General features: G+C 37.8%; 20 protein-coding genes and 1 tRNA gene. 11 read left to right on the top strand and 10 right to left on the bottom strand.

What is annotated here, in order from left to right:
• Positions 1-227 precede the first annotated feature (227 nt).
• From GQO80_RS07205 to GQO80_RS07185, 5 genes are read left to right on the top strand one after another with little or no spacing between them, the layout of a single operon-like run.
• A complete protein-coding gene (locus tag GQO80_RS07205; protein WP_157207676.1) occupies positions 228-1,127 on the top strand; it encodes a MerR family transcriptional regulator in 900 nt (299 codons plus the stop codon).
• 44 nt (positions 1,128-1,171) lie between these two features.
• Positions 1,172-2,647, top strand: coding sequence for a phytoene desaturase family protein (locus tag GQO80_RS07200; protein ID WP_157207675.1), 1,476 nt, complete (start codon positions 1,172-1,174; stop codon positions 2,645-2,647).
• Positions 2,644-3,483 (top strand): phytoene/squalene synthase family protein, encoded by an 840-nt coding sequence (locus GQO80_RS07195; protein ID WP_157207674.1) that lies wholly within the window; start codon positions 2,644-2,646, stop codon positions 3,481-3,483. The genes GQO80_RS07200 and GQO80_RS07195 overlap by 4 nt, the downstream gene beginning before the upstream one ends.
• A gap of 34 nt (positions 3,484-3,517) precedes the next feature.
• Positions 3,518-3,967 carry a sterol desaturase family protein gene (locus GQO80_RS07190; protein WP_157207673.1) on the top strand — a complete coding sequence of 150 codons (450 nt, stop codon included), beginning with the start codon at positions 3,518-3,520 and terminating at the stop codon, positions 3,965-3,967.
• Positions 3,968-3,982: 15 nt separating this feature from the next.
• Complete coding sequence (locus tag GQO80_RS07185) at positions 3,983-5,128, top strand: lycopene cyclase family protein (RefSeq protein ID WP_157207672.1); 1,146 nt, start codon at positions 3,983-3,985, stop codon at positions 5,126-5,128.
• Here GQO80_RS07185 and GQO80_RS07180 read toward each other — a convergent pair.
• The 8 genes from GQO80_RS07180 to GQO80_RS07145 form a co-directional block, all read right to left on the bottom strand.
• Positions 5,125-6,087 (bottom strand): D-2-hydroxyacid dehydrogenase, encoded by a 963-nt coding sequence (locus GQO80_RS07180; protein WP_157207671.1) that lies wholly within the window; start codon positions 6,085-6,087, stop codon positions 5,125-5,127. The two genes, GQO80_RS07185 and GQO80_RS07180, sit on opposite strands and share 4 nt — an antisense overlap.
• A gap of 11 nt (positions 6,088-6,098) precedes the next feature.
• Positions 6,099-6,659: a TlpA family protein disulfide reductase gene (locus GQO80_RS07175; RefSeq protein WP_157207670.1), complete on the bottom strand. Its 561-nt coding sequence runs from the start codon at positions 6,657-6,659 to the stop codon at positions 6,099-6,101.
• Positions 6,660-6,732: 73 nt separating this feature from the next.
• The gene (locus tag GQO80_RS07170) at positions 6,733-7,164 is read right to left on the bottom strand and encodes a DUF5606 family protein (protein ID WP_157207669.1); all 432 of its coding nucleotides are present in this window, start codon (positions 7,162-7,164) and stop codon (positions 6,733-6,735) included.
• Positions 7,165-7,220: 56 nt separating this feature from the next.
• Positions 7,221-7,811 carry a peptide deformylase gene (gene def / locus GQO80_RS07165; RefSeq protein ID WP_157207668.1) on the bottom strand — a complete coding sequence of 197 codons (591 nt, stop codon included), beginning with the start codon at positions 7,809-7,811 and terminating at the stop codon, positions 7,221-7,223.
• Between the two features lie 141 nt (positions 7,812-7,952).
• The gene (locus tag GQO80_RS07160; protein WP_157207667.1) at positions 7,953-8,864 is read right to left on the bottom strand and encodes a DUF5655 domain-containing protein; all 912 of its coding nucleotides are present in this window, start codon (positions 8,862-8,864) and stop codon (positions 7,953-7,955) included.
• A gap of 27 nt (positions 8,865-8,891) precedes the next feature.
• Positions 8,892-10,199, bottom strand: coding sequence for a UDP-N-acetylglucosamine 1-carboxyvinyltransferase (gene murA, locus GQO80_RS07155; RefSeq protein WP_157207666.1), 1,308 nt, complete (start codon positions 10,197-10,199; stop codon positions 8,892-8,894).
• A 6-nt stretch (positions 10,200-10,205) separates the two neighbouring features.
• On the bottom strand, positions 10,206-10,868 hold the full coding sequence (locus GQO80_RS07150) for a DUF4290 domain-containing protein (protein WP_157207665.1): 663 nt from the start codon (positions 10,866-10,868) through the stop codon (positions 10,206-10,208).
• A 68-nt stretch (positions 10,869-10,936) separates the two neighbouring features.
• Entirely contained in the window at positions 10,937-11,230 is a 294-nt protein-coding gene (locus GQO80_RS07145; protein WP_157207664.1) for a DUF493 family protein, read from the bottom strand.
• A gap of 286 nt (positions 11,231-11,516) precedes the next feature.
• Between GQO80_RS07145 and GQO80_RS07140 the strand changes: the two genes are divergently transcribed.
• From GQO80_RS07140 to GQO80_RS07120, 5 genes are all read left to right on the top strand, one after another.
• The gene (locus tag GQO80_RS07140; RefSeq protein ID WP_157207663.1) at positions 11,517-12,056 is read left to right on the top strand and encodes an AAA family ATPase; all 540 of its coding nucleotides are present in this window, start codon (positions 11,517-11,519) and stop codon (positions 12,054-12,056) included.
• On the top strand, positions 12,057-13,961 hold the full coding sequence (locus tag GQO80_RS07135) for a RecQ family ATP-dependent DNA helicase (protein WP_157207662.1): 1,905 nt from the start codon (positions 12,057-12,059) through the stop codon (positions 13,959-13,961).
• Between the two features lie 79 nt (positions 13,962-14,040).
• Positions 14,041-14,988 carry a methionyl-tRNA formyltransferase gene (gene fmt, locus GQO80_RS07130; protein ID WP_157207661.1) on the top strand — a complete coding sequence of 316 codons (948 nt, stop codon included), beginning with the start codon at positions 14,041-14,043 and terminating at the stop codon, positions 14,986-14,988.
• Between the two features lie 177 nt (positions 14,989-15,165).
• Complete coding sequence (locus GQO80_RS07125) at positions 15,166-15,438, top strand: HU family DNA-binding protein (RefSeq protein ID WP_157207660.1); 273 nt, start codon at positions 15,166-15,168, stop codon at positions 15,436-15,438.
• A 133-nt stretch (positions 15,439-15,571) separates the two neighbouring features.
• Complete coding sequence (locus tag GQO80_RS07120) at positions 15,572-16,132, top strand: YqgE/AlgH family protein (RefSeq protein ID WP_157207659.1); 561 nt, start codon at positions 15,572-15,574, stop codon at positions 16,130-16,132.
• Here GQO80_RS07120 and GQO80_RS07115 read toward each other — a convergent pair.
• Entirely contained in the window at positions 16,129-16,971 is an 843-nt protein-coding gene (locus tag GQO80_RS07115; protein WP_157207658.1) for an aminotransferase class IV, read from the bottom strand. The genes GQO80_RS07120 and GQO80_RS07115 overlap by 4 nt on opposite strands.
• A 66-nt stretch (positions 16,972-17,037) precedes the next feature.
• On the bottom strand, positions 17,038-17,427 hold the full coding sequence (locus GQO80_RS07110; protein ID WP_157207657.1) for an START-like domain-containing protein: 390 nt from the start codon (positions 17,425-17,427) through the stop codon (positions 17,038-17,040).
• 131 nt (positions 17,428-17,558) lie between these two features.
• Here GQO80_RS07110 and GQO80_RS07105 point away from each other — a divergent pair.
• Positions 17,559-17,635: transfer RNA gene (locus tag GQO80_RS07105), tRNA-Met, on the top strand.
• The last annotated feature ends 260 nt before the right edge of the window (positions 17,636-17,895 follow it).

The following is a 17,895-nucleotide window of genomic DNA, read 5'->3' as shown; positions in this document are numbered from 1 at the left end:
GGAAATCAAAAGTAACCACTTTGCCCGTGCCCACAAAACAAGAAGAGTGATTTAACACTTATAAACCATAATTATTATAGCTTTTTCATTTATAAGAACGCAAAGTTGATGTGCCACTATTATAATCCTTTATTCAACCAAAACGATGCGTTTAGAAATTATTTAGGGTTTGGTAGCAATGTATTGAAATAATATACATACTTTTGTTTAACCAAACCATGGAATTAATGAACAATATTAAAGCAAACTTCAGCATTAAAGATCTTGAAAACTTAACAGGTATTAAGGCGCACACTATTAGAATTTGGGAAAAACGCTATAATTTGTTGAGTCCCGACCGCTCTGATACCAACATTCGGAATTACAGTATTGCAAGCTTCCAAAAGCTACTTAATATCTCTTATTTGAACAATAACGGTTTAAAAATTTCAAAAATCGCCGATTTAAAAGAAGAGGAAATACCCATTAAAGTTCGGGAAATCGCCTCAAGGGGCAAGGTAGAGGACCACGCCATTAATGCTTTTAAAATGGCGATGGTAAACTTTGATCAAAAACTTTTTTACAACACCTACAACAATTTAATTGAGCATAAAACCTTCAAGAATATTTTTTACACTGTTTTTATCCCCTTGCTCAATGAAATTGGGCTCTTGTGGCAAATAGACACCATAACCCCTGCACAAGAGCATTTTATTTCGGTACATATTAAACAAAAAATATTATTAAACATCGAACGCTTACAAAGTTTGGAGCCCAAACCAAATTCCAAAACTTTTGTGCTGTTTTTGCCCGATAATGAAATTCACGATATAGGCTTGCTTTTTATCAACTATGAATTAAGAAGCAAGGGCTACCATACCATATTTTTGGGAGAAAGTGTGCCCATGGAAAACCTATCTACCTTATTCGATTTCTTTGATGATATTGTGTTTGTAAGCTACTTTACGGTCTATCCCGAAGATGAAAACATACTCAATTATCTTGAAAACTTCAGCAATTTACTACTTACCAATAGCCATGCGGAGTTTCTGCTTTTAGGCAAAAGGTTGGAAGGTATAGCTACCGAAAGTTTCCCTAAAGGCATTAAATTCTACAAATCGATAGAAAATTTAGTTAAAGATATATAAATATTATTTTTTTGTTTAACTTTTTTGTATTTTTGTTAAACATTATGAAAAAAACGATACACGTAATAGGTTCCGGGTTTTCATCTTTGGCCGCTTCATGCTATTTGGCCAAGGCTGGATTTGAGGTGACCATTTTTGAGAAAAATGCAACCATAGGGGGGCGCGCGCGACAACTTATAAAAGACGGCTTCACCTTTGATATTGGCCCAACATGGTATTGGATGCCCGATGTTTTTGAACGGTTTTTTAACGATTTCAACAAAAAACCTTCCGACTATTACGCGCTCGAAAAGTTAAATCCAGCATACAGCGTTTACTTTGGAAAAAACGATTTTATAACCATTGAAGACACTTTAGATAAAATCAAAACCGCTTTTGAAAAGGAAGAAGCTGGCAGTGCCAAAAAGTTAACCGCCTTTATAAACGAAGCCAAAAGCAATTACGACATTGCCATTAAGGATTTGGTGTACAACCCAGGCCTTTCGCCCTTGGAATTGGTTACCCCAAAAACCATCTTGAAATTAAACCAGTTTTTCAGCAACATAAAACGCGATGTTAGGAAAGCCTTTAAAAACAACCGGCTCGCGCAAATATTAGAATTCCCAGTACTATTTTTAGGTGCCAAACCAAGTGACACGCCATCATTTTATAGTTTTATGAATTATGCTGACTTTGGTTTAGGCACCTTTCATCCAAAAAATGGCATGTACCAAGTTATTTTGGCACTCGAAGCCTTGGCCCTGGAATTGGGTGTTACGATAAAAACCAATGCGCCCATTGATGCCATCATTGTTGAAAATGGCAGTGCTAAAGGGGTTGTTTCAAACGGTAAAGAATATGCATCAAACGTAGTAGTGAGTGGTGCCGATTACCACCATACCGAAACCTTGCTTGAAAAGACCAACCGACAATACAGCGAATCGTATTGGAGCAAAAAAACATTTGCACCATCTTCGTTATTGTTTTATGTAGGTTTTGATAAAAAACTGGATAACGTTAACCACCATACCCTATTTTTTGATGTTGATTTTGAAGTGCACGCCGAAGCCATTTACGACCATCCTAAATGGCCCGAAAACCCCTTGTTTTACGCAAGTTTCCCCAGTAAAACAGATGCTAGTGCTGCACCAGAAGGTAAAGAAGCGGGCATTTTTTTAATTCCGTTAGCACCCGGTCTAGAAGACACCCAAGAATTACGGGAAACCTATTTTAACAAAATTATGGCGCGTTTTGAAAATTTAACATCACAAAATGTCAAAAAACACATTCTATTTAAAGAAAGCTTTTGCATAAACGATTTTATAAACGATTACAATTCATACAAAGGCAATGCTTATGGTATGGCAAATACACTCACACAAACGGCCTTTTTACGACCAAAATTAAAGAGCAAAAAAATTAAAAACCTCTATTTTACCGGTCAATTAACCGTTCCTGGGCCCGGTGTGCCACCAGCTTTAATTTCCGGTAAGTTAGTAGCCGACCTAGTTTCTAAACACTATAACAATAACCCAATATGAAAGCACTATTTGATACCGTTTCATTCAATACCAGCAAACTGGTAACCAAAACGTATAGTACTTCGTTTTCGTTAGCAACAAAAATGCTTGCAACTTCCATAAGAAGCGATATTTACAATATTTATGGTTTTGTGCGCTTTGCCGACGAAATAGTAGATTCTTTCCATGGGTACGACAAAGAAATCCTTCTCAATAGGTTTTCAGACGATTTGGAACATGCCCTAAATGACAAAATTAGTTTAAACCCCATTTTAAACGCATTTCAACACACCTTCCACCAATACCAAATTGACAAAAGTTTGGTGGATGCCTTTATGAAAAGCATGCGATTGGACCTGCACAAAAACAACTATTTAACCGAAGAAGATTTCAAGATGTACATTTATGGATCGGCCGATGTAGTGGGTTTAATGTGCTTAAAGGTTTTTGTAAAAGGTGATGATGAAAAATATGAAGCATTGAAAGACTCGGCCATGGCATTGGGCTCTGCATTTCAAAAAGTAAATTTCCTGAGAGACTTGAAGGCCGATTTTGATGGGCTGAACAGAAGTTACTTTCCTAATGTGGATTTGGAAAAATTGGACGAAACCTCGAAGCAACACATTATTGACGATATAGAAAACGATTTTGAAAACGGATTAAAAGGCATTAAAAAACTTCCCATTGAAGCTAAATTTGGCGTTTTTATGGCGTATCGATACTACCGCCAATTACTTAAAAAACTAAAAAAAACACCCGCTCTACAAATTAGAAGCGCAAGAATACGGGTTTCAAACCCTAAAAAAGTGGAACTATTGATGCGAAGTTATGTGAAATATCAGCTAAATTTATTGTAAATTTATATGCAATACACAACAAAATAACAACATCATGCAAACCTTGTATTTTATACTCATTTTCTTAGCCACCTACGCCATTATGGAATTTATGGCGTGGTTTACCCATAAATACATCATGCACGGTTTTTTATGGAGCTTGCACAAAGACCACCATAAAAAAGACCATGATAGTTGGTTTGAACGCAACGATGCTTTTTTTATTTTTTATGCCGTAGTTAGCATTGGTTGTTTTTTATTGTGGAAATACGAAATTTTTTGGGCCGGTTTGCCCATTGGAATTGGTATTTTTGCTTACGGCCTCTCCTATTTTTTGGTGCACGATATTTTTATCCACCAACGTTTTAAGCTTTTTAGAAACGCCAATAATTGGTATGCCAAAGGCGTTAGACGCGCCCACAAAATGCACCATAAACACGTTGGAAAAGAAGATGGCGAGTGCTTTGGGATGCTGTTTGTACCCTTTAAATATTTCAAGAAATAGTTTTTTCAAGATTAAATGGCTCATAATTCCCATTTCGACTATATTATTATTGGGAATGGTTTGGCGGGCTTACAATTGGCGCTAAAACTTGCTACCGATGCTTTTTTTGGCGAAAAGCAAATCGCGCTTATCGATCCTTCAGAAAAAAACAGCAATGATAAAACGTGGAGCTTTTGGGAAATAGCCCCTTCGCCCTGGGACGCTATGGTGCACAAATCATGGAAGCATGCAACCATAAATACTTCAAAAAAAAACATCTTATTAAATTTAGAGCCTTATACTTACAAGACCATTCGCGCCATCGATTTTTACAACCATGCCAAAACCCAATTAAAACAGTACAATAACATTCATTTTATTCTGGAACGGGTTGAAATTGTTGAAGAAACAAAAAACATCATCGTAAAAACGAACAAAAACAGCTACACAGCGTCGCATGTTTTTGATAGCCGCGTTCCCGACGCATTTCGTACATCACCAAAAAAACACCTAACCATCACTCAACATTTTAAGGGATGGATTATTAAAACCGAAACCCCTATTTTTAATGAAAATAGCATCGTGATGATGGATTATAGACTGAAAGACGGCCATCAAACCACGTTTACCTATGTGTTACCGTTCTCAAAAACTGAAGCTTTAGTAGAGTTTACTTATTTTACTGAAAATACCGTGGACGAAACCGTTTACGACCATTTCATTAAAACCTATATTGCTACTTTTTTAAAAATAAACCATTACACCATCATTGAAACTGAAAAAGGCATCATCCCCATGACCATGTTCCCTTTTGAAGATTTCAACACGCAAAACATCACAAAAATAGGTACCGGCGGTGGTTGGGTAAAAGGCTCAACGGGCTATTCCTTTAAACATACCGAAAAGAAAACGGCTATCATTATCAGAAATTTGAAAGCTAATAAAAAACCTTCCGAAGGATTATTCAAAAGAAAATATAAGTTTTACGATAAAGTGTTTTTAAAGGTTTTAAAAGATGAAAATGATAAAGGCGAATGGATTTTTCAACAGTTTTACGATAAAAATTCGGCACAAACCATGTTTCGATTTTTAGATGAAGAACCCACTTTTATTGAAGAACTCAAAATCATGTGGTCGTTGTTTTCGTGGTCGTTTATTAAGGCGTTTTTTAAAACACTTTAACAAACCACATTCTTAGGTTTTCCGTTGATATATGCCTTCAAGTTATCTATGGTAATAGCCATCAAACGTTTTCTCGACTCGATAGGTGCCCAAGCAATGTGCGGGGTTATGATGCAGTTTTTTGCTTTCAATAAGGGGTTATCTTCTTTTATAGGCTCAGAAGAAACCACATCAACCGCCGCCATATAAACTTTCCCCGAATTTAGGGCCTCTTTCAAATCTTCTTCAACAACCAAACCGCCTCTTGACGTGTTAATAAGCATCACGCCTGTTTTCATTTTGGCCATGTTTTGTGCATTAATGATGCCCTGGGTGCTTTCAGATAACGGACAATGCAAACTAATGATGTCGGACTGTTCAAACACCTCATCCAATGTTGCATAACGACAGGTTTTTGTTTCCAAGGATGCCTCCCTACTTCTGTTGTACGCTAAAACATGCAAACCAAAGGCTTGCGCCATTTTTGCCGTCGCCTGCCCAATGCGCCCAAAACCTATGATGCCCAACGTTTTGCCTTCAAGTTCAATGAGCGGCGAATTCCAGAAACAAAAATCTAAGGATTTGGCCCATTCTCCGTGGTGCACCGCCTTGTTATGGTCGCCTACATGATGGCACATTTCCAACAATAAGGCCATGGTAAATTGGGCTACGCCATTGGTGCCATAAGTGGGGACATTGGTAACCAAAACACCTAATTCGTTGGCCTTTTCGAGAGCAATAATATTGTATCCGGTAGCCAACACCCCAATATATTTTAAGTTTGGTGCTTGTTCGATCACTTCTTTGGGCATGGGCACTTTGTTGGTAAACACCACTTCAGCATCGCCTATGGCCTCAATTACTTTTTTGGGAGCAAAATCGGTGCGGTCAAAAACTTTTAGTTCACCAAATTGTTCGATGCCTTCCCATGTTAAATCGCCCGGATTCAGTGTAAATCCGTCTAAAACTACCATTTTCATTTTGCGTAACTTTATTTTAGTAAATTATCAATTGTGTTCCTTATTTTTTCGCTGTTCCAGTTGGCGGCACCACTTTCATCAATAATAACAGTACCGTTTTTATCAATTAAAAATGTGCGCGGAATGGTTGAAATATTAAAATATGCCGGGTAATCGGTGGCGGGCCTGTGCACTTTAAAGGTGTATTTGTTTTTTGCCATAAACGGATTGATTTCGCTGTACCAATCGGAGGTTACGAACAGAAACACGATTTTGTTACCATAATCGTTGTAAAGTGCTTGTAAACTGGGCATTTCTGCTATGCATGGCGGACACCAGGTTGCCCAAAAATTGATTAAAACCACTTTGCCCTTGGCGTCTTCAAAATTAAAAACGGTGTTGTTTTCGTCTGTTAATTTCCAGTTATAATTGGTTATGCGCGTATTTTTTTCACTGTTTATTGTAACCGGCTTTACATAGGCTATTATTTTTTGTAAAAAAACCTGAATGGGCTGTCTGGTTTGTGGAATGATTAAAACCGCAATGGCGATTACAAATAGGCTGTTTTTTAGGGTTTTCTTAGAAATGGTCATGGTTTATCAATTAAAAAAGGCATGATTTCCAAAATGGAAACGATGCCTTAAATTTAGTAAGAAAAAATGTTTTTTAAGCTTCTTCTTTGTTAGATGTTTCCTTTTCTGGTGCATCATCTTCCAAATCGAGCATGTTGTGGGCTTGTAACAAGTTATACCATTGAATGACCTTCTTGATATCGCTTACATACACGCGATCTTCATCGTATTCAGGTAAAATCTCAAAAAAATATTCCTCTAGTTTATCGTTGCTGTCTTTTGGTTTTACAGAGGTTTGCTTGCCATCTTCCTTTTTCTTGATGTTTTCAAACACTTTTTTCAGGGGTACCTCTTCAGTTAAGGTATAAATCGCAATTTCGCTTAACACGCTCACGTTTTGTTGCACGCTTACCGATAGGCGTTTTTTATCTACCAATGATTCGGCAATAAAACCGCCACGTGTTTGGGCAATTAACTTGAATAACCCTGGTTTTCCTGCAATGGCCAATACTTTTTCTAAACTCATAAATTATTTTTTTTGAAAAGGGCAAATATCAACTGTTTATTGATGTTTTGCAACTATTATCGTTTCTTTTTTTGGTCGGGAAAACGCATGCGGTACTCTACATTTATCTTTCCTTTGGATATGTTGGCAAGCCGTCCTTTAATCAGTCGTTTTTTTAGGGCCGATAGCTTATCGGTAAACAGAACACCTTCAATGTGGTCGTATTCATGTTGAATGACGCGCGCAATCAAACCATCGAAAACCTCGGTATGCGATTCAAAATTTTCATCAAAATACTCCAATGTTATTTGAGGTTTTCTAAAAACGTCTTCGCGCACATCGGGAATGCTTAAACAACCTTCGTTAAATGCCCATTCGTTACCTTCTTCCTTTAAAATTTTAGCATTTATAAAAACGCGCTTAAAACCGTTCAATGCTGTTTGTTCCGCTTCGGTTAAGTCCTCATCTTCCGAAAAAGGCATGGTATCTACAATAAACACCCGTATGGGGAGGCCAATTTGAGGGGCTGCCAAACCAACGCCAAAAGCATTGTACATGGTATCGAACATGTTTTCGAGAAGCGCGTCCAACTCGGGATAGTCTTTATTTATGTCAATCCCTTTTTTTTTCAAAACGGGGTCGCCATAGGCTACAATGGGTAAAATCATGGTTGTAATGGGTGTTATATGGTGCAAAAATACGAACTTAAAATTTTTTGGGTGTACTTATGGGGAAATTATTGTTTAGGGAAGGGTTTTGGGGTTGAAATTAAAAAACCATGGAAATTATTGTATTGAGTGTACCTGAGGCTATTTCTTGTTTTTTTTAATGGACTGCTTGATGAGGCTTAAAACATATTCAAAGTTTTCATCTGAAGCGATTTGTAATTCATAATCTCCATTTCCCCAATGACCGGTGGAGGAAACATCCCTGGCAATACCTTTGGGGTCATCCAATTCTCCAATAGGCATGTTAATCCAAATTTTCAAAGCTTTTCTTTGTGGATGTATATCAACCACATTTCTACCCGACACAAATGCAATATATTTCTTTTTTGGCTTGACTTCTACATTATCGAAATTCAGAATTGCCTGCTTCATTTTCTCATACAATTCCTTAATCTCTTCATTTAGGTTTTGCAAATGTTCCTGTTCAGAATAAACTTTTATTTCTTTTGCGACATTTTCAATTATTTTGTCGGCTTTAGAAATTGTTTTTATGCTTTCTTGGGTTCCAGCTTTCTGTACCTGTTCATACGAAACAGTATTATTTTCAAATCGTTTAACTTCCCATAGTTCAATTGGCAAGTCTTTGAAATTTATTGCTTCTCGCTGATAATTTGTGAAGGCTGTTGATACAAACAGAACTCTCGATTGTGACCAATCTACATCATTTCGTTTAAGTGTTTTGTCAAGATTTTCATTGAATTCTAAAATAAAATCAGCCTTATTATTAAGCATTAACGATAAATAGGCATATCCTTGGTCAATTACACTAAAGTTTTTATCACGTTTATATTCAATTATTACAAACGCATTGGCTTCTTTATCGAAAGCAAGAGTATCAATACGGAAATTATTTAACGCAAATTCAGACTTAACCATTTCAAGCCCAAGAATAGTTTTTAAGTTATTCTCGGTTAATTGCTGGATTTCTTTTTCAAGCCGAAAAGGTTTATCTTTTATATATTCTAAAGTTTTCTCTATTTTGAATAATGCCATGTTATGTTGAAGCTTTTTAATGCACCACTAAACACGCTCAATTTTAGCGCCAATAGCCCGCAAACGCTCGTCGATGCGCTCGTAACCGCGATCAATCTGCTCGATATTTTGGATAATCGAAGTGCCTTTTGCTGAAAGTGCCGCAATAAGCAACGAAACCCCTGCACGAATATCGGGCGAAGTCATGGTGGTAGCTTTTAAAGTCGATTTAAAATCGTGACCGATAACGGTGGCTCGGTGTGGGTCGCAAAGAATGATTTTAGCGCCCATATCAATTAGTTTATCAACGAAAAACAAACGGCTTTCAAACATTTTTTGGTGGATGAGCACACTGCCCCGGGCTTGGGTTGCCACTACCAGAATAATACTTAGCAAATCGGGGGTAAACCCGGGCCAAGGCGCATCGGCAATGGTTAAAATGGAGCCATCGATAAAACTTTGTATTTCATACCCATTGGTATGTGCTGGGATATGGATATTGTCGCCTTGTTTTTCAACGGTGATGCCCAATTTCCTGAATACGTTGGGGATAATGCCCAAATCGTTCCACGACACATTGGTAATGGTTAGTTCACTTTTTGTCATGGCAGCAAGACCAATCCAGCTACCAATTTCAATCATATCGGGCAACATGGTATGTTCGGTACCGCCTAAGGCATCAACGCCATCAATAAGTAACATATTGGAACCAATGCCACTTATTTTGGCACCCATACGGTTGAGCATTTTGCATAACTGTTGCAAATAGGGTTCGCAGGCAGCGTTGTAAATAGTGGTGCGCCCTTCCGCCAAAACAGCCGCCATCACAATATTGGCGGTTCCCGTTACCGAGGCTTCTTCCAAAAGCATGTACGCCCCTTTTAGTTTTTTGGCTTCAACGCCATAAAACTGTTCTTCTTTGCTATATCTAAAGGTAGCGCCTAAATTAATGAGGCCTTCAAAATGGGTATCTAACCTTCGGCGCCCAATTTTATCGCCACCAGGTTTTGGTATGTAGCCTTTGCCAAAGCGTGCCAACATAGGGCCCACAATCATAATAGAACCCCGTAAACCACGACCGTCAACCTTAAATTCATCCGACTCCAAGAACTTTAGGTTCACGTCATCTGCCTGAAAGGTATAGCTACCATGTGCCAGTTTTTCAACTTTAACGCCTAGTTTTTTTAATAAGCTTATCAGTTTGTTAACATCAACAATATCAGGAATGTTGTGAATAGTTATTTTTTCCGGCGTTAACAACACCGCACATAAAATTTGCAATGCTTCGTTTTTGGCACCTTGGGGTTGAATACTACCTTTTAATTGGTGGCCTCCTTCAATTTTAAATGTTGACATAACTACTTAAAAACGTTTTCTTTGGCGGTTATTATTAGTGGCGCTTTTTTTATGCTGGCCCCCTTTTTTGTTGCTATTGCTAGAAAATTTTGTTTTGGCACGCAACAAGCTGTTGGCATCCGATAAATCTTCCTCTGAGTTTTTTAAATTGATCTTCCCGCCCGAAAGTTCAAATAAATGCCCGTAAATTACATCATCCTCCACCGTGTCCTTGTTCCAGTTTAAAAAGCACTTTTTCATGTGGTTGGCAATGGTGTAGGTTAGGGCTTCCTTAAGCTCGCCATCTTCCCAGGTATTGGCCACATCAATCATGGTTTTTATGTTGTTTCCGTAAAAACGGTATTTAGGGAAATTCTGCGGGTATTGCAATGGGTCGGGGTGGCTTTCCAAAAGTTCTTTTGTAGGCTTTTCATAAGGCGAATCGACATCCAATTCAAAATTGGCCATAATAAAAAGTTGGTCCCAAAGTTTGTGCTGAAAATCGGGCACGTCGCGCAAGTGCGGTTGCATGTTGCCCATTACCGAAATAATGGCCTTTGCCACCCTGTTGCGTTCTTCTTTGGTGTCGCGGGTCTTGGCGTAATTAATCATTTTCTGCATGTGTCGCCCATATTCGGGTATGATTAAATGTTCACGCTCTGTGTTGTATTCTAAATCGTCTATTGTCAAAATAAAAATGGTGTAGAGTTAAATTTGCGCACGTAGTTTGTTATGCCCGTGCAAAGTACAAAAAAAAATTAAAGACTGATAACGCCTTCCACTTTTTCTGCTACCTCCTGGTACTTTTCAATTACCGCATGGGGGTCGCGCATCAAAATATTTACAGAAATGCTCGTGTATTTTCCGTTTTTGGATTCGTTTGTGTGGATAACCGCGCCCATGTTATTGAAAATAGCTTCCAATATCGCAATCTTCTTAACATCCGATTTCACAATAAATTTATATAAATATTCCGCTGGCCAAGAAGCAGTATCGTATAATTGTTTTTTTAATTTTTCGTAAAATTCATCTGGGTTTGTAGGTGTGCTCATTATGCTATTATATTCGGCAAATATACGTTAAATTTATATTTTTCATTATAATTAAAATAGGGGCGTTACCTTTATCCTGAAACAAATTCAGCATAAAGGTCGGGCTATACGTTTCAAGTCCTCGCTACCCAGAAAAAACTGGGTCGCTGTGGGCTTTCCACTTCTATCCCTAACGCACTGGCCGTTTGGTTCGGTTTTTGTTTCCGGCCGCAGTCGCAAAATCGTAAATCAAAAATCGTAAATCGTTCATTTTTAATTGTTAATTTTACAGCCAAAATTTACACCTTTGAGCACTAAAAAAATTGTAATAACCGGTGGCCCGGGCACCGGAAAATCAACCATCATAACCGAATTGCTTAACAGAGGCCATAAGTGCCTAGAGGAAATTTCGCGCCAAGTAATATTGGACGCCAAAAAACAGGGCATCGACCAACTGTTTTTAACCAACCCTTTGCTGTTCAGCGAACTGCTCTTAAAGGGAAGGATCGAGCAATTTGAGTTTGCCAACAGCCTACCGTCCGAAACCATTTTTTTTGATAGGGGCATCCCCGATGTTGTGGCCTATATGGATTTTATTGGCGACTCCTACCCCGAAAGTTTTATCGATGCCTGCAAACAATCGGTTTACGATACGGTTTTCATCCTTAAACCCTGGGAAACCATTTACACCAGCGATAACGAGCGTTACGAAAGTTTTGACCAAGCCCTACAAATTCACGACCATTTACTAAACACTTACCAAAAGTATAATTATCATTTAATTGATGTACCTTTTGATACCGTTAAGAACCGTACCGATTACATATTAAACGTTTTAAACCTGTAAATGGAACAACCCATAAACATACTGGAACGCTACTGGAAGTTTACCGCCTTTCGCCCAGAACAAGAGGCCATCATTAACGCGGTAATTGCTGGCGAAGATACCTTTGTACTGCTGCCTACCGGTGGGGGTAAATCCTTATGTTTTCAAATTCCAGCGCTGGTTAAAGAGGGCATTTGCATTGTTATTTCGCCCTTAATAGCCTTAATGAAAGATCAGGTCCAGCAACTTAACGACAAAGGCATTAAAGCCATGGCGCTTACAAGCGGCATCACTTACAGCCAACTGGATACGCTTTTGGATAATTGCATTTACGGAAATTACAAATTTCTATACCTCTCGCCCGAACGCTTGCAACAAGAGTTGGTACAAGAGCGCATCAAACAAATGAACGTGAATTTAATTGCGGTCGATGAGGCACATTGCATTTCGCAATGGGGCAGCGATTTTAGGCCCGCCTATAAAAACATCACGCTTTTGCGCCAATTACAACCAACAGTAAATGTTGTGGCCTTAACAGCTTCGGCAAAACCAGAAGTGGTAAACGACATTATAAAAGAACTCGATTTTATCCAACCAAAAATTTTCAAGCAGTCGTTTTTACGCCCTAATTTAGGCTATATGGTCTATCACGAAAACGATAAATACTACAGGCTTGAAACTATTTTAAAAAAATATAAAGAGCCTTCCATTGTTTACGTTCGAAACAGGAAATTAACCTTGGAGGTTAGCACGTTTTTAAATTCCAAAAACATAGGGGCAACCTATTACCATGGCGGATTGACACATAGCGAAAAAGACAACAACATGCATGCATGGTTGCAAAACAAAAAACAGGTTATGGTTGCCACCAACGCCTTTGGCATGGGAATAGACAAGCCCGATGTTAAAACCGTTATCCATGTAAACTTGCCTGAAAGCATTGAAAGCTATTTTCAGGAAGCAGGACGGGTTGGTAGAAACGGCGAAAGGGCATTTGCCGTTATTTTAAAAAACAACAGTGATGAGGTGTTGGTAAAAAGCCAGTTTATAAATGTGTTGCCAACGGTAGAATTTGTAAAGCAAGTGTACCGAAAACTGTGCAATTATTTTCAAATTTCGTATGGTGAAGGCGAAAATGAAACCTTCGATTTCGATTTTAATTCCTTTTGCAAAACCTATAATTACAATACGATTGTAACATATAACGCGTTGCTATTGCTTGACAGAAACAGTGTGATTGCGCTCTCAAAACAATTTAAGAACAAGGTTTCGGCACAATTTATTGTTCCTAGTGCCCAAATATTCAGGTATCTGGAAACCCATGAAAATTTTAGCCTTATAGTAAAATCGACGCTTCGAATGTATGGCGGTATTTTTGACCAAAACACTAAAATGGATTTGGCTAAAATTGCCGAAAAAGCAGCCACTACCGAAGCCATGGTAACCCATGTTTTTCAACAACTTGAAAAAGACGAAATCATTACCCTGCATTTGGCCAAAACCGATGCACAAGTAACCTTTATAGAACCACGTGAAGACGATAAAACCATCAACCGCATTGCGGCCATCATCGAGCAACAAAACGCACTAAAACAGCAGCAAGTCGCTTCGATGTTGGCCTATGTTGAAAACAACACGGTTTGCAAAAGCATGCAATTGCTCCATTATTTTGGTGAAACCGATGCGAAACCTTGTGGTATATGTTCGGTATGTGCGGGCACAAAAAAAAGTGCCAAACCACCAGATATAACCAGCATTAAGAACAAAGTAATTGAATTACTTGAAAACGGCGACCAATCATCAAGAAACATGGTAGCTGCTTTAAATTGTACCGAAACCGACCTAAAAACCGTTTTAAAGCTACTTTTAGAGCACCAAATAATTAAAACAACGCCACAAAACACATATAAATTAAGTCATTTATGAAATGAGCATCTCTAAATGCTTAAATGAATAACCCAAACGAATTGCATCTGACCGATGGAAAAACAATAAATATAAACAGATGAAGGATTTAAGAATCGTATTTATGGGCACGCCCGATTTTGCAGTTGCCACTTTAAAAACATTGGTTGAGGCCAACTATACTATTGTGGCTGTTATTACCGCACCCGACAAACCTGCGGGACGTGGACAAAAATTGAGCGAAAGCGCGGTAAAACACTATGCTGTTTCACAAAACCTAACGGTATTACAGCCAACAAACTTAAAAAACGAGGCGTTTTTAAATGCTTTAAGAACACTCAAGGCCAACCTTCAAATTGTAGTCGCTTTTAGGATGTTACCCAAAGTGGTATGGCAAATGCCCGAATATGGCACTTTCAATTTACATGCCTCCTTATTGCCCAATTACCGTGGAGCAGCACCCATTAATTGGGCCCTTATAAATGGGGAAACCAAAACAGGCGTATCTACTTTTTTTATTGATGAAAAAATTGATACCGGCGACATGATCTTTCAAGAAAGCATCGCCATAGATCCTGATGAAAATGCGGGCAGCCTACACGATAAATTAATGGAAATTGGCAGTAAACTGGTATTAAAAACAGTTAAGTCCATTCAAAATGATACTGTAAAAACCATACCACAATTGGAAACTCCCCACATAAAGACCGCTTATAAATTAGATAAGGACAACTGCAAAATTGATTGGAATGCCCCCTTGGACGCTATTTACAACTTAATTCGTGGCTTAAGCCCCTACCCTGCGGCTTGGTGCACCTTGCAAAATGAAACTGACACACTGGATATAAAAATTTACAGAGCTGAAAAAGAAATCGTTTCACATTCAAATCCAGTTGGCACCATCATTTCAACAAAAAAAGATTTAAAGGTTGCCGTATCAAATGGTTACATAATAATTGAAGAAATAAAACTACCCGGAAAACGCGCCATGGATGTAAAATCGTTGTTAAACGGCTATACCTTTGAAGCTGGCGCAAAAATGCTGTAAACCCCTATTACTGTTGCTATTATTAAAAAAAGCACCTATTAACCTGAGCTTTATCAACAAATGCATCAAGTTATCAACAAAACCGCGCATTTCCATTGCTATTACTTGCACGATTGCACAATCCGTATAAATTTGTAGTAAGATTTAACAAAAATATTAATAATTAAATTTTTTATTATGAACAAAACAGATTTAATCGATGCCATGGCAGAACATGCTGGAATTACAAAAGCAGCTGCAAAAAAAGCATTAGAATGTGCACTAATTGAAATTGAAGGCGCTTTACAAAAAGGCAACCGCGTTTCGTTAGTAGGATTTGGATCTTGGTCGGTTTCTAAAAGAGCTGCAAGAGAAGGCAGAAACCCACAAACTGGACAGACTATAAAAATTAAAGCTAAAAAAGTAGTTAAATTTAAAGCTGGAGCAGATTTATCAAATGCAGTAAATTAATTATTTACCTTTTAAATATCAAAAAAGCCCTCATTATGATTCAATCTAAATGAGGGTTTTTCTTTACATTTTATTAAAAGAGTTGTATTTTTAATAAAATTATAGTAGATTTAGTTACTAATTCCTCGATTATATGGTAACAACAACACCAAAAAAAGGCAATTTATTAATCGCAGAGCCTACCATAATTGGCGATAGTTCTTTTAACCGTTCCATTATTTTATTAGCCGACCACTCCGCCGAAGGCTCGATAGGGTTCATATTAAACAAGCCGCTAAATTACACCATTAACGATTTGGTGCCCGAGGTAGAGGCTGCCTTCAAGGTTTACAACGGCGGCCCCGTAGAGCAAGACAATCTCTATTTCATACACAAAATACCAAGTTTGATCCCCAACAGTATTGAAATTTCCCTAGGTATTTATTGGGGCGGCGATTTTAATAGGGTTGCCGAACTTATTGCAAAGGAAATTATAAACGAAAAGGACATTAAGTTTTTCCTTGGATATTCGGGTTGGGATGCCAACCAGCTAGAGAATGAACTACGAACCAATTCGTGGGTGGTTACCGAAAACGTTTACAAAAACAACATCATCGAAAAAGATTATGAAACCTTTTGGAAAGAAAAGATGCTAGAGTTTGGCGATTCCTACAGTATTTGGTCCAATGCACCAGAAAACCCAAATTACAATTAGCGCAATGGCAATGTGTCATTCAATTTTTGAAGAATGGCTTTTGAAACTTCTGCCTTAAAATCCTTTTTTCTGTATTTTGTTATGGGTTGAATGCCCATAATAACATTGGTTATAAAAATTTCATCTGCTTTTTGAAGCTCGAAGGGCGAAATAGACGCTTCAACCAAATGGTAGTCTGGCATCACTTTTAAAAGTCCCATAATTTGTTTGCGCATAACGCCCTTTAAACAACCATCGCTAATGGGTGGCGTTTTTATTATATCGCCATTTACAAGAAAAATATTGCCATTTAGGGCTTCTACAACTAGCTTATTGGTGTTTAAAACCAAACAATTGTTCAAGTTGTTCTCTTTTGCATAAATACTTCCTACTACATGAAGCGCTTTGTTATTGGTTTTTAAGGTTGAAAGCAAACTGGGCGATAGATAGTGATCCTTAAACAAATCGACTTCATAAAAACCCTCTTGGGATACATAAAAATCAGTTTCAAGAGCTTTTACCGAAATTAGGAAACTTACATCGTTGGTGGTTGGCAAATACAATCCGCCTTCGTTCCTATGTACCTGCAGCTTTACGCGTGCCGAAGCCCCACTTAAATTATTGGCTTTCAGCGTTTTTTTTATTTCTTCCTCAAGAAACTCCATGGTAAAGTCCATAGGAATTTCCATACGCATAATCCTCATAGAGGCCATAAGCCTAAAATAATGATCTTCCCAAAACAACAACTGGCCTTTTGATGCTTTTATGGTTTCAAAAAGTGCATCGCCATAGGCGTAACCACGATTTTGGAAGGCCGTTAGTTGCTGCTGTTCCGTTAGGGTACCGTTGAAATTCGTCATAAAAAAATCCCGTTCACTTGGTTATGTAAAACGGGACAAATATAATTCAATTTTATTGTTTGCCGGTTAAGCAGAGCCTAATACTTGCTTTAAACTGGAAATTTGGTTTTCCCATAGCATTTTGGCCTCATCCACTTCATCTTCCTCGGCAAAATCGGTAATTATTAAGGAAACGTCTTTGGTAATTTCATCTACCTGGATTTTAATTTCGAAATAGGAAGTTTGGTCGTCTTCATCGGTAATCCACCTAAATTTGATGCGCTCCCCTGTTTTTTTGCTTATCAATTTTGCTTTTTCCTCGCTATCATCCCAAATGAAGGTAAAAAATTCGCCCCTTGAGTTTACGTTATCAGAAAACCATTCCGATAAACCAGAGGGCGTCGAGATGTATTGATAAATTAATTGCGGTGAAGCTTGTATAGTAAATTCAATTTCAAATTTAATTTTCTCTTCCATAAGTACTGTTGCATTTTTAAGTTCCCAATATATACATTAATTGATAAGTAGCGCAATTATTTTTAATAATAATTTACATAAGGAATGTTTGCAGACAATAATATTGTTTTTATATTTGCAGCCTTAAATTAGGCGAGGTAGCTCAGCTGGTTAGAGCGTCGGATTCATAACTCGGAGGTCGGGGGATCGTGCCCCCCTCTCGCTACCAGTAATAACAAGGGTTTCAAGAGATTGAAGCCCTTTTTTTATTCTAAAAAATAGCGTGGGTACAACATTTTCATTTTGTATAGGAACCATACTGTATGTATTTAATTGACTTTATTTGATGTTAAAAAATATTATTTAAACCCGTTGTGCATTATGATTTAAAAGAAAAAAGTTGTCCATCTTACTGATAATCAGTAAATTGTTTTAGCCATAAAACATTAACAATGAACAACTTGAGCGCAAATTACGAAAGAATTTTGG

Source organism: Mariniflexile maritimum, from assembly GCF_009746565.1.
GTDB classification, from domain to species: domain Bacteria; phylum Bacteroidota; class Bacteroidia; order Flavobacteriales; family Flavobacteriaceae; genus Mariniflexile; species Mariniflexile maritimum.
The sequence above is the reverse complement of the archived record's forward strand: the minus strand, read 5'-3'. Positions and strand labels throughout refer to the sequence as shown.

Excerpts from the sequence above, each read along its gene's own strand:
- GQO80_RS07135 (WP_157207662.1), top strand. The coding sequence starts at position 12,057 with ATGGAACAACCCATAAACATACTGGAACGCTACTGGAAGTTTACCGCC.
- GQO80_RS07110 (WP_157207657.1), bottom strand. The coding sequence starts at position 17,427 with ATGGAAGAGAAAATTAAATTTGAAATTGAATTTACTATACAAGCTTCA.
- def (WP_157207668.1), bottom strand. The coding sequence starts at position 7,811 with ATGATTTTACCCATTGTAGCCTATGGCGACCCCGTTTTGAAAAAAAAA.
- GQO80_RS07200 (WP_157207675.1), top strand. The coding sequence starts at position 1,172 with ATGAAAAAAACGATACACGTAATAGGTTCCGGGTTTTCATCTTTGGCC.
- GQO80_RS07195 (WP_157207674.1), top strand. The coding sequence starts at position 2,644 with ATGAAAGCACTATTTGATACCGTTTCATTCAATACCAGCAAACTGGTA.
- GQO80_RS07175 (WP_157207670.1), bottom strand. The coding sequence starts at position 6,659 with ATGACCATTTCTAAGAAAACCCTAAAAAACAGCCTATTTGTAATCGCC.
- murA (WP_157207666.1), bottom strand. The coding sequence starts at position 10,199 with ATGTCAACATTTAAAATTGAAGGAGGCCACCAATTAAAAGGTAGTATT.
- GQO80_RS07180 (WP_157207671.1), bottom strand. The coding sequence starts at position 6,087 with ATGAAAATGGTAGTTTTAGACGGATTTACACTGAATCCGGGCGATTTA.
- GQO80_RS07115 (WP_157207658.1), bottom strand. The coding sequence starts at position 16,971 with ATGACGAATTTCAACGGTACCCTAACGGAACAGCAGCAACTAACGGCC.
- GQO80_RS07125 (WP_157207660.1), top strand. The coding sequence starts at position 15,166 with ATGAACAAAACAGATTTAATCGATGCCATGGCAGAACATGCTGGAATT.
- GQO80_RS07145 (WP_157207664.1), bottom strand. The coding sequence starts at position 11,230 with ATGAGCACACCTACAAACCCAGATGAATTTTACGAAAAATTAAAAAAA.
- GQO80_RS07120 (WP_157207659.1), top strand. The coding sequence starts at position 15,572 with ATGGTAACAACAACACCAAAAAAAGGCAATTTATTAATCGCAGAGCCT.
- GQO80_RS07185 (WP_157207672.1), top strand. The coding sequence starts at position 3,983 with ATGGCTCATAATTCCCATTTCGACTATATTATTATTGGGAATGGTTTG.
- GQO80_RS07160 (WP_157207667.1), bottom strand. The coding sequence starts at position 8,864 with ATGGCATTATTCAAAATAGAGAAAACTTTAGAATATATAAAAGATAAA.
- GQO80_RS07205 (WP_157207676.1), top strand. The coding sequence starts at position 228 with ATGAACAATATTAAAGCAAACTTCAGCATTAAAGATCTTGAAAACTTA.
- fmt (WP_157207661.1), top strand. The coding sequence starts at position 14,041 with ATGAAGGATTTAAGAATCGTATTTATGGGCACGCCCGATTTTGCAGTT.
- GQO80_RS07190 (WP_157207673.1), top strand. The coding sequence starts at position 3,518 with ATGCAAACCTTGTATTTTATACTCATTTTCTTAGCCACCTACGCCATT.
- GQO80_RS07170 (WP_157207669.1), bottom strand. The coding sequence starts at position 7,164 with ATGAGTTTAGAAAAAGTATTGGCCATTGCAGGAAAACCAGGGTTATTC.